This is a genomic window from Streptococcus orisasini (assembly GCF_001431045.1).
In the GTDB taxonomy this organism is placed as follows: domain Bacteria; phylum Bacillota; class Bacilli; order Lactobacillales; family Streptococcaceae; genus Streptococcus; species Streptococcus orisasini.
Genome location: NZ_BCLE01000006.1, coordinates 17,870 through 28,784 on the forward strand (window position 1 = coordinate 17,870; position 10,915 = coordinate 28,784).

Annotated in this window: 8 protein-coding genes and 1 other annotated feature; all 8 genes read right to left on the bottom strand. The window is 40.5% G+C overall.

The annotated features are described in order from the left end of the window. Positions 1-5: 5 nt before the first annotated feature. The 8 genes from SCSH_RS01215 to ulaG all read right to left on the bottom strand — a co-directional run bounded on the left by SCSH_RS01215 (position 6) and on the right by ulaG (position 10,343). Positions 6-422, bottom strand: a complete 417-nt coding sequence (locus SCSH_RS01215; RefSeq protein WP_057490086.1) for a PTS sugar transporter subunit IIA — start codon at positions 420-422, stop codon at positions 6-8. Then, entirely contained in the window at positions 412-1,875 is a 1,464-nt protein-coding gene (locus SCSH_RS01220) for a BglG family transcription antiterminator (protein WP_057490087.1), read from the bottom strand. The genes SCSH_RS01215 and SCSH_RS01220 overlap by 11 nt, the downstream gene beginning before the upstream one ends. Before the next feature lie 239 nt (positions 1,876-2,114). Beyond that, positions 2,115-3,020, bottom strand: coding sequence for a helix-turn-helix domain-containing protein (locus SCSH_RS01225; protein WP_057490088.1), 906 nt, complete (start codon positions 3,018-3,020; stop codon positions 2,115-2,117). A gap of 752 nt (positions 3,021-3,772) precedes the next feature. Further along, positions 3,773-3,913, bottom strand: coding sequence for a hypothetical protein (locus tag SCSH_RS11210; protein WP_193743667.1), 141 nt, complete (start codon positions 3,911-3,913; stop codon positions 3,773-3,775). A gap of 281 nt (positions 3,914-4,194) precedes the next feature. Further along, a complete protein-coding gene (locus SCSH_RS01230) occupies positions 4,195-4,932 on the bottom strand; it encodes a cyclase family protein (RefSeq protein ID WP_057490089.1) in 738 nt (245 codons plus the stop codon). A gap of 86 nt (positions 4,933-5,018) precedes the next feature. Continuing rightward, positions 5,019-6,404, bottom strand: a complete 1,386-nt coding sequence (locus SCSH_RS01235; protein ID WP_057490090.1) for a cation:dicarboxylate symporter family transporter — start codon at positions 6,402-6,404, stop codon at positions 5,019-5,021. A 191-nt stretch (positions 6,405-6,595) separates the two neighbouring features. After that, positions 6,596-6,837: a binding site (T-box leader), on the bottom strand. A 160-nt stretch (positions 6,838-6,997) separates the two neighbouring features. Further along, positions 6,998-8,971: a transketolase gene (tkt, locus tag SCSH_RS01240; protein ID WP_057490091.1), complete on the bottom strand. Its 1,974-nt coding sequence runs from the start codon at positions 8,969-8,971 to the stop codon at positions 6,998-7,000. A gap of 280 nt (positions 8,972-9,251) precedes the next feature. Then, positions 9,252-10,343: an L-ascorbate 6-phosphate lactonase gene (gene ulaG / locus SCSH_RS01245; RefSeq protein WP_057490092.1), complete on the bottom strand. Its 1,092-nt coding sequence runs from the start codon at positions 10,341-10,343 to the stop codon at positions 9,252-9,254. Positions 10,344-10,915: the final 572 nt, after the last annotated feature.

Sequence of the window (10,915 nt, forward strand, 5' to 3'; positions counted from 1 at the left end):
CCTGTTTATAACATTTTTTCAATATTAGCTTGGCTGTCTGTTAAGAGCTTTTCAACATAGGCATCAGCTGCCAGTTTAGTCATAAAACTTCTGATTTGCTCTTTGACAGCTCTGTCTTCATTTGTCTTCAAGGCCAAACAGATAACTAATCTGATATCTTTGATGGTCTCGCTCCAGTCTTTGATAGGCTCAGCTAGGCGCAGAATTAAAAGCTGGCTTTGCCTAAGCTGGCTTGATTCAAGATGGGGCAGCACTGTCTGCTTATCGATCTGAATATTGGCTAGCTGTTCGCGGACCAACAGCTTTTTGGCTAAATCCTGGCTGATTGAGGCGTCAATTTCTTCGGCCAAAAAACGATAGACATCTTGCACTTCCTGAAAGGATTCTCCGACAAATACTTTTTTGATCAAGTCACTGCTCATTTTTGATCTCTCCAATCTTTTGCCGCAAGCGTTCCTGGTCTTCCGCCGTAAACATCCCATTTACCAGTAAAAAATGATAAGAGGGTGACTGTTTCAGGGGAATGGTTGAGATTAACAGATCAATAGCAGGATAGGTTTCCTCCAATTGTTCAACTTCACGCGAAGCAATAACATCAACAATTTCCAGCTCTGAAAAGTTATTGGCAATCTTAGCCCGCAGCAATTCTGAAATACCAATACCAGTTGTACAGACAATCAAGGTCCGCAGTTTACGGCTGCTGGTCTCCAGCAACTTGGCAAAGTAAAGGGTTATAAAGCCATTTTCATCCGCCGAAATGGGAGCCAGATGATAAATCTGACTGATTTCTTCTGATGTCTGACAAACCCTGTCAAAAAGATCAGGATAAACCAGTTTAATCTGACTGAGCAAGCCATTTTGAACCATAATCTTTTGCTCCAAACGCTTGAGCATGGGCTTGATATGATTGGCCAAATCAAAGAAAATATCCTGATTGCTGATATCAAAGTCCCATTTTTGATTCATCAGCTTCAGATAAGTCCGCGTGATGCTCACCACTTCTTCTGAAAATGAAATACTTTCAGAACTGACCTTCTCCAACCTTGAAGCCGACAAATATTGATAAAGGTAATAGACCTCAATTCTTGGAATCGGCAGCTGCAGGTAGTTTTCCAAATGCTTGATGACTTCCTGAGATATTTCCAGTAAAGCATGGGATATCTCTCTGAAATCCCTTTTTTCAGTATCATAGGCATAGGTTTGACGGGCTCTGATGCGTTCCATCAAAATATACAAGTGTAAAAAGATGTTGATGTTATAGGGATAGGGAATTTTACCGGAAAGATGTCTCTCAATGATCTCTAGCTGGTAAAGAATAAAGGCCGCATCTTTCTCATCAATATCCAAGCTCGAGTGCTTCTTTAAATCAACAAAGTCAACAATCTGATCATGCTGGATGCCAGCTAGAATCGCGCGCCGGATATTCTCTTCTTTTCCTTCAACAGCCAGCGTTCGCTTTTTACGCAGCAGTTTCAGGTCAAACTTCTTAATGTCCTGAGCAATAATCTTCTCATCAGCAATCAGAACAGATTCACCTAAAAAGAACTCTTCCATAACATCAAAAACGCTGACCGGTTTGGGTGCCTGTAAGAGCAATAATTGTTTTAGCTTATTTCTTCTTTGCTGGGGAGAATAATCAGCAGGCGGCTTATTTTCATACAGCAGCAAGTAGCGATCATAATCCAGCTTATACCCCCTTCCTTTTTCAGAGATAATCAAGGGACCGTCCGGTAGATTTTCATTAATACTTTTAACCCATCTGTAAATAGTCTTAGCTGAAGTTTTTAACTTTTTTGCCAAAATATCAGACGTTATAAAATCCCTTTGAATTAGCAGGAGATATATGAGTTCCTCACTTTTGCCTTTCAGACTCATCTAAGCTTCCTCCTTTATATTTTTATGATAACAATATTTCCTATCAGCATTTTACTAATTATTGTCCATAGCAACAGACATTTATTTGAATTATCTAATAAAATCATAGCAAAAAAAAATAAAGCCTCTGTCACAAAGCTTTACTTTTGATTATTATGTTGATAATCTTATTTTACCTGTTTTCTTCCTAAAAAAATTAGCGACAGCAATGTCGCTATTGAAAATTATGACTCTATCAATTAGTCGATTCCGTCTTTTTCCATCTCCATCTTAACATCAGCAATCACAGCAGCATCCTCAAAGATTTCTCCCAACATCAGAGCCTGATGATAAAGTTCCTTCGCTTGAGTCTTATCCCCTTCTTCCCTAGCTTTATACATCGCTTCTAGTTCTATTACTGCTGGTTTATAAGTGTACAGCTGGGTTCTATCAATAATCTGCTGAGCTTTATCAATAAATGGCTTAGCACTCTTATAGTCATCATGCAAAGCATAGACCGCTGCCACATTCGTTACTGTCAATAACAATTCAACATTATAGAGTTCATTTGTTTCAAGCTCTTGTCGGAGTAACTTTCGCGCAATTTTTTTAACTGTCTTTATATCGTAATAGGTTTCATAAGCAGATTTTTGCAGAAAATAAGCTAGGTAAAGGTAATCATTAAAAGCAAATTTTTTCTTTTGGAGGGTTTGTTCAAAAGCATCGTCATAGATTTCTTTGATATCAGGAAGCTTACTCCCTTGAAGCGCACCCATGAGTTTTTCAGATAAATCTAAAAAAAGTAACTCATCCTCCGGGAGCACATCAAAGTACTTCTCATAAATATTCTCAATCAAATCTATCTTTTTTTGGATACGCTTCTTATCCCCATAGGTTGGAAATTTAACGATCTGATTTTTCATGTCTAGATAATCTTCAGATAGTTGGAGGCTTCCTCCCCCAAGCAAATCAGAAATTGGTACCTCAAGCATTCTGGCAATATAGTCCAACTTCTCTAATGTCGGCAAGGATACTCCCTTTTCAATGCGTTGCAACTGACGGATAGTCAATTTCTCTTCGTTTCCACAAAGATTTCTTTGTGATAAACGTTTACTTTTTCTTCTATCTCTAATAAGCTGTCCCAGTTCTTTTTTTCTAATAACCATAATCATATCTCCTAATTCCCATTAAGGTTAAAAGAGTGTGATGCAATTCCTATAGATAAATCCAATGATTCAAATCAATTGTACCCCAAAAAACAGCTTCTCAATATTAAGAAATATTACGTTTATGTAACAGAAGTATGGCTGTTACTTTTTAGATATAAAAAACTCTCCTTAGTATCTGGTAAGTCTTTCTTCACCATCAATTCTAAGGAGAGATTTATTGGTTTCTTGCTAATTTCTATCCACAGACTGACTCAGCGGATATTGTCACTATGACTTGATTATTGAATACTTGCTTTTAAAAACTAATTCCCCAGTTCACCTACTTTCGACTCCCAATTAAAACAAATATTTTCTTCGTACTCATAACAGATATTTTCCTTTTACAAATTAATTAATATCATCAAGATTAGATATCTTTTTTATCATTATTTTTCTTATTCTTCCTATTTTTTCTGTAAGCTGTTGACGAAAACGAGCCACTTATAATTAAAATAAGAACAATAAACCAAAACGTATTAGACATATTATCTCCTCTAAAAAACTTCTATAAAAATATTAGTAACATTATAAATAATGATAATCTACTGAGTAAATTCATCCATTTATAATGTTATTCGAATAACTACTACTTTTTTAATCACAACTATTAAATTTCTATTCATTTATAAACAACCTTAATTTAGAAGCAAAATCACTATTTTCTTAAAGTTGGTTCTTTTTATTTTCATATTTGCCAACATGCGGCTTTGCTAATTTTTAAGCGATGTCATAATATCAGTAACGACAACAGCTGTTGCTGATACTTGGTCAGGGGGGATTTGCTGATGGCTGACCGAATCTGAGACTTGAATCTGATTATCTACCTTTGTCTCAGTATCACCTCCTGTCATTAGAGACAGACCTCTTATTGTGGTTCACTGCAATAGCAAGCCACTGTTTTTTATCTTATGTCGTTTGTAAGTCATATCATTCCCTTTCTTATGTGAATTTCAAGAAAAATAATCTTGTGAAATCATTCAATCTAGCTTTTTGAAGTTCTATAACCTCATTGTAAGAAAATAAGTCCTAAAAAAATAGCGACATTAATGTCGTTTGATATTCAAAAAGGAAGATTCTAAGCAAATCTTCCTCCTTATTATTAATATTCTATTAAATTGCTCTTTTCCTAGGCTCACTCCGGTAAAATAGCGACTGCCCTGACCGGTGAACCTGTGGCCTTTTCCCAATGCGGATAAGCGATAGCTATCAAGCTTCCTGTTGCGGGTACTTGGTCAAGATTGGCCAGAACCTCAAGCTGATAAATATCCTGCTCCAGTACATAGTATTCTTCGGCTAAACGGCCGTTTTTTGCTGCTCGGACACCACTGTCAGTATCCAAAGTCTCATGACCCAAGGCTGAAATATTTCGTTCATGGATGAGAAATTCCAAAGCCTCGTGCGACCAACCAGGTGTACGCTGCACCCCTTGATCATCCAGGTTACGAATAGCTTCTTGATCTGGCCAGCGCTTTGACCAATCACTGCGAAAGGCCACAAAGCTGCCTGACGGAATCTCTCCATGCTCTGCTTCAAAGGCAAGCACATCTTCTTTAGTCAGTTCATAATCAGGATTAGCGGCTACTGTCTGCGATTTATCAATTACAATTAAAGGCAAAAGCAAATCTTTTAAGGCAATCTCATCCAGCCAGCGGCCGCCTTCTACGAAGTGAATAGGGGCATCAATATGGGTGCCGTATTGACCGACAACAGAAAACTGCTGCACGTGAAAGCCGTCTTTTAAGGTAAAAATATCCTTCTTCTCCAAAGCTGGTAAGAGTGGAAAATGCGGGCTTTGAGCATTTATTTGATGGGTCAGATCCACCCATTTAGCTGATTTTAGGGTTTGATAGGCTGCTAATACATTTGACATAAAATGGTCTCCTTTATAATAATATAACATATATCAATGGCATATGATAAGCCAAAAAGTTATCTCTAAGCACGGCTTTCTATCTGTTAAATAGAATGAACAGCATCTGCGTCATTTAAAATAGTTTCATCCAACTGATTGGTCTTTTTAGCAGTGATAAGCCCTGCTAAAATACTGTCATTGACATTTACCAAAGTCCGTCCCATATCCACAATCGGATCGATGGCAATCAAGACCCCCAGAGTTGCTACAGGAAGGTTCAGGGCTCCTAAGACGATCAAAGTTGTAAATAAGGCTCCGCCGCCAACACCGGCAACACCAAATGAGGCAATAACATCAATCAGAACAAGCATCAGGATAAACTGCCATGAAAAAATATCAAGGCCAACGGTCGGTGCAATAATAGTGGCAACAATTGTCGGATAAACACCAGCACAGCCATTTTGTCCAATGGTCAGACCAAAGCTGGCAGCAAAGTTGGCCACTGTCGGGCTGACACCGAGAGATTCTGTTTGAATTTTGACATTCAAAGGAAGTGTTCCAGCGCTGGTGCGTGAACTAAAGGCAAAGAGCAAAGCCGGCAGTGCCTTTTTATAATATAAAACAGGATTAATTCTATGGGCGGACAAGATAAGCGTATGGACAAGCAAGACAAGAATCAAGGCCGTATACACAGCTGCAATGAACAGTCCCAAATGACCGATACTGGCCAGAGAATTCACCGCAATGGTATTGGTAATGAGAGCAAAGGTTCCATAAGGTGTCAGCGCCAAAACCAATCTAACCAGTCGATTGATAATCAGCTGAAGAGCTTTAATTCCCTTAGCAAAGACCGCTGCATGCTCAGGATCACTTTTTCGGACGGATAGGTAAGCAAAACCAACCAAAAGTGCAAAAATGACAACTGCTATTGTACTGGTCGCCCGGCTGCCGGAAAAATCAGCAAAAATATTGCTGGGCAGAAAACTGACAATCTGCTGGGGCAGCGTGAGACCTTTGATTTCACCTTGGTGTTCCTGAATAGCTGTCAAGGCCTCCTTGCCTGCTCTGCCGGTAAAATTAGCGCCCTGCAAATGAAACAGAACGGTAGAGAAAAAGCCCAGCAAAGACGCGACAGCTGTTGTTCCCAGCAGAACACTCAAGGTAACTCCGGTAATTTTCTTAAGATTTTGTTTTACCTCTAGCTGCGTAAAAGCCCCAACCAAGGATAGGAAGATTAAGGGAATTACCAGCATCTTAAGAAGCGACACATAGCCGTTCCCAACAATCCCAATCCAATCAAGCGCCTGAACTAAAACATGACTTTTTGTTCCAAAAATCAGCTGGAGTATGAAGCCAAAAGCTGCTCCTAAAATCAGCGACAGCAAAACTAAAGGGGTAAACCCTGCTTTTTTCCTATGCACAGCAGCAAGACCTGCTAAGATGAGAAGCGCAGCCACTACTACCACAAGTATTCTCAATGTATCACCCATAAAAATCCTCCTCTTACATCAGCCAACTAATAGTCAAAGAAAACCAAAATCAGACTAGGCGATGAGCCGCAGAGTGGGGGACAAAAATCGAAATCGTAATGACATTAGACTTTTGTCCCAGCCTCAAGCAAAGTCAAGACCTATGATTTTGATTGTCAAAGCTATAAAAAATCCTTGCAAAGCTGCTGCTCTGCAAGGACGTCAAAACGTGTTACCACCTTGAATTCATGGTATTCTCACAAATACCAACTCCATCAGTACACTTAGGTATACTGGAAAGCTGTATCGGGCTTACCCGTAGCAGTTTCAGAAAAACTTCCTTGACTGCTATCACTCAAAGACCATTTTCAAAGCGCACGGCCAATCTTCTCACACCTAACGAAGACTCTCTGTCTAGCGGCAAACTTTTACTTTTTCTTATCAGCATGATGTATTTAATTGTTTTAATTATAGCTGTAAACCCCTTTAAAATCAACCGATTCAGCCATTAAGCTTCTTTATAGGCAGCCATAATTAAAATTTATGGCAACAAGGCAGTAAAATTAAAAGGCCTCCGCAGTTTGCGAAGACCTCAGTGTTTTTATGATACAAGATTATAGGCTTTTGACAACATTAACAACATTTTCAACTGTAAAGCCATAGTTTTCAATGACTGTTGCAGCTGGAGCCGAAGTACCAAATTTATCAATACCGATAACTGCGCCATCAAGACCAACGTATTTATACCAAGGTTGGGTAGCTGCCATTTCAATAGCTACACGGCGGCGTACTGAACTTGGTAAAATTGCTTCTTTGTAGTCATCAGACTGAGCATCAAAGAGCTCGGTTGATGGAACAGAAACAACACGCACTTTTTCACCTTGTGCTTCCAATTCCTTAGCTGCTTTGACAGCCAAATTAACCTCAGAACCTGATGCTAACAAAATAGTATCAAAGTCAGAAGCCGTTTCATAAGTGACATAGGCACCCTTAGCAACTGAAGTGAAACTAGAACCCGCCTCAACATTAAGATTTTGACGTGTCAGTACAAGAGCCGTTGGAGTCGTCTTGCTGGTCAAAGCATAGTGCCAAGCAGCCTGTGTTTCACGCGCATCTGCCGGACGGAAAACGGTCAGATTTGGAATAGCACGCAGACCAGCCAAGTGTTCAATCGGTTCATGCGTTGGACCATCTTCACCGACAGCAATCGAATCATGGGTAAGGACATAGGTCACAGGCACTCCTTGAAGAGCTGACAGACGCACAGCAGCTTTCAGGTAATCCGAGAAGACAAAGAAGGTACCGCCATAAACACGCAAGCCCCCATGAAGAGCCATACCGTTCAAAACAGTTCCCATGGCAAATTCGCGCACACCAAACTGGATATTGCGGTTGAGTGGGTTGTCAGCATCCTGAAGGCCGTCTTCTTTAATATAAGTCATGTTAGAGTGAGCCAGGTCAGCTGATCCTCCAAGGAAGTTAGGAAGCACAGCCGCAGCCGCGTTGATAGCATCCTGAGAAGAATTACGAGTCGCTTGAGAGAAGCCGTCTTCATAGACAGGGAAGTCTGCTTCTTTGATTTCAACAGGATCCTGACCGGAGATAATGGCTTCAACCTCACGCGCTTCTTCAGGATAGGCCTGTCGGTATTCTCCAACTAGATTTGACCAGGCAGCATAGGCAGCTTCGCCGCGGTCAGCAACATTTTCTTTGAAATCGGCATAAACTTCTTCAGGCACTTCAAAAGGTTCGTAATCCCAGCCAAGAGCTTTGCGGGTTGCCGCCACTTCTTCAGCCCCGAGCGGTGCACCGTGAACCGCATTGGTTCCGCCTTTTGTTGGAGCCCCGTAGCCGATTACCGTTTTCACTTCAATCAAGCTTGGTTTACCAGCACTTTTCGCCTCTTCAATGGCTAAACTGATAGCATTAACATCTGTGCCGTCTTCAACCAAGCTGGTATGCCAACCGTAAGCCTCATATCTAGCACGGATATTTTCTGTGAAAGCATCATTGGTTTCACCATCCAAACAAATATCATTGGAGTCGTAAAGGACAATCAGTTTATCTAAGTTTTGTTTAGCAGCATAAGATGAAGCTTCTCCGGAAACACCTTCCATAAAGTCACCGTCACCAGCAATAACATAGGTATAGTGATCAAAAATAGGATAGCCTTCACGGTTATATTTAGCCGCCAAGAAACGCTCAGCCTGCGCCAAACCTACAGCCATCGAAATTCCCTGACCGAGCGGACCGGTTGTTACATCAACACCAGCAGTATGGCCGTACTCAGGATGACCCGGTGTTTTTGAACCCCATTGTCGGAAATTCTTAATCTCTTCCATGCTCACATCTTCATAGCCTGACAAATGCAAGAGGGCATATAAGAGCATTGATCCGTGACCTGCTGACAAAACAAAGCGGTCGCGGTTGATCCAATTTGGCTGACTAGGACTGACTCTTAAATGTTTTGTGTACAAGCTGTAAGCCATAGGCGCAGCTCCCATAACAACACCTGGATGGCCCGATTTAGACTTTTCAATAGCATCCACGCCCAAAAAGCGGATGGCGTTCACCGATAAATCTGACATAATATTCTCCTTTATAAATGATACCCTTATTTTAGCATAAAACGCTTACTTCTTCCAGAAATCTTAGGAAAGCAAGCCACTTTCTTTTAAAAAATATCCACACATCAAACGATATGCGGATATAAACTGTTATTTTTAACAGCTGCCCTATGAACTGCAGAGCTGACAAGCATAGATACGATAAGGCAGCCATCTAAACCATTGCTTTGATTTTGCCGCTCAAACAAGTGTGCAAGAACCAAAACTTTCTTAGCTCAGAAGCATAAACAGATGACATTCATTACAGAAGTGCTTTGAACTGAATGTTAGAATCATGCTCGAAGCAGTCATCAAAGCCGCGCGGATGGTGGTATTCAATTCTGTCCTTATCCTGCGGATAGGTATATTTGCCGCCAACTTCCCAGATGAATGGATGGAATTGATATTGCAGGCGTTCTTTACGCATCTTCCAGAGAGCTAAAATTTCATCAGTTGATGCCATAAAATTAGACCAAATATCATAGTGCACTGGAATAATGACCTTAGCACGCAGGTTTTCAGCCATACGAAGAAGATCAATAGAAGTCATCTTGTCCTGAATACCGATAGGGTTGTCGCCATAGTTATTGATAGCGACATCAATATTGAAATCCTTGCCGTGCTTAGCAAAATAATTTGAAAAATGGGAATCAGCGCCGTGATAAATAGTTCCGCCAGGTGTTTCAAAGACGTAGTTAACCGCCTTGCGAGCCATTTCTTCATCCGTAACAGCCAAGCCTTTTAATTCACCGTCTTGTTGGTCTGCACCTTCAACTGGCAAGGTTACTAGGCAAGTCCGGTCAAAGGATTCAACAGCTGTCACCTTAATGTCTTTAAATTCAAAGGAGTCACCAGGTTTAATAACAACGATCCGATCTTCTGGCACACCCCATTTTTTCCAGATTTCACCGCATTCGTAAGGACCGACAAATTTAACATGGTCCAGTTTTGGATTATTGACAATGGCTGCTGCTGTATTAATATCAATATGATCACTGTGGAAGTGAGAAACCAAATAGTAGTCGAGTTCATTAATGGCAAAAGGATCGATAACCATAGGTTGCACGCGCAGATTAGGCTGCAGTTTGCGAACGCCGGCCATATTTGCCATCTGATGCCCGCGCACCATATCCTTAACTTTTTTCGTTGATTTTCCGCGGTTTGACCAAAGGTCCATAACAACATTGGCACCGCCTGGTGTTTTTATCCAAACGCCGCAGTTGCCCAGCCACCACATGGCAAAATTATCGGCAGGAACGACTTCTTCTTCAATTTCTTCATTAAGCCAGGTTCCCCATTCTGGGAAAGTGCTTAAAATCCATGATTCTCTTGTAATGTCTTTAACATTAGCCATTTACGCTTCCTCCTCTATACGGATATATTTTCTACACTTTTATGATACCCCTATCATAATCGTAAAAAAAGACCAAATAAAACACAAGCTTGTGTTCACATTTGGACTGTTTCTAAGGTCTAATGGATAAAACTAGACTGTTCACATTTAGTTTAGATGAAAAATGAAAGCAATTGCGAATAGTATTAGTAGAAGGCAAAAAATACCTTCGAATTAACAGTGCTAAACAGGACACTGTTTTAAAGTCTGAAGGCTTAAGTCGAACACTAGATTAAAACAAAGAAAGGAGCATCGTCAAAGCGAGAAAACAAAGGCTGGTACCACCTACCCGCAGTCAAATTTCACAAAGTGTACCAAAATAAAGCAGCACCTGTGAATCTTGTAAGACGCGGTACTGCCCTCATAACATTTCAAAAGTTCTACACAGCAAAACGAATTTAGCTAGTTATCAACCAGATTTAAGCCTGACAAAAAACCGCAAGCTTTTAGCTGCGGTTTTTGACTGTAGACAAATCTCCAATTGCCTACCTTGATCAGTAAAAAAGTCTGCAGATTGCCATATAAATTCCACA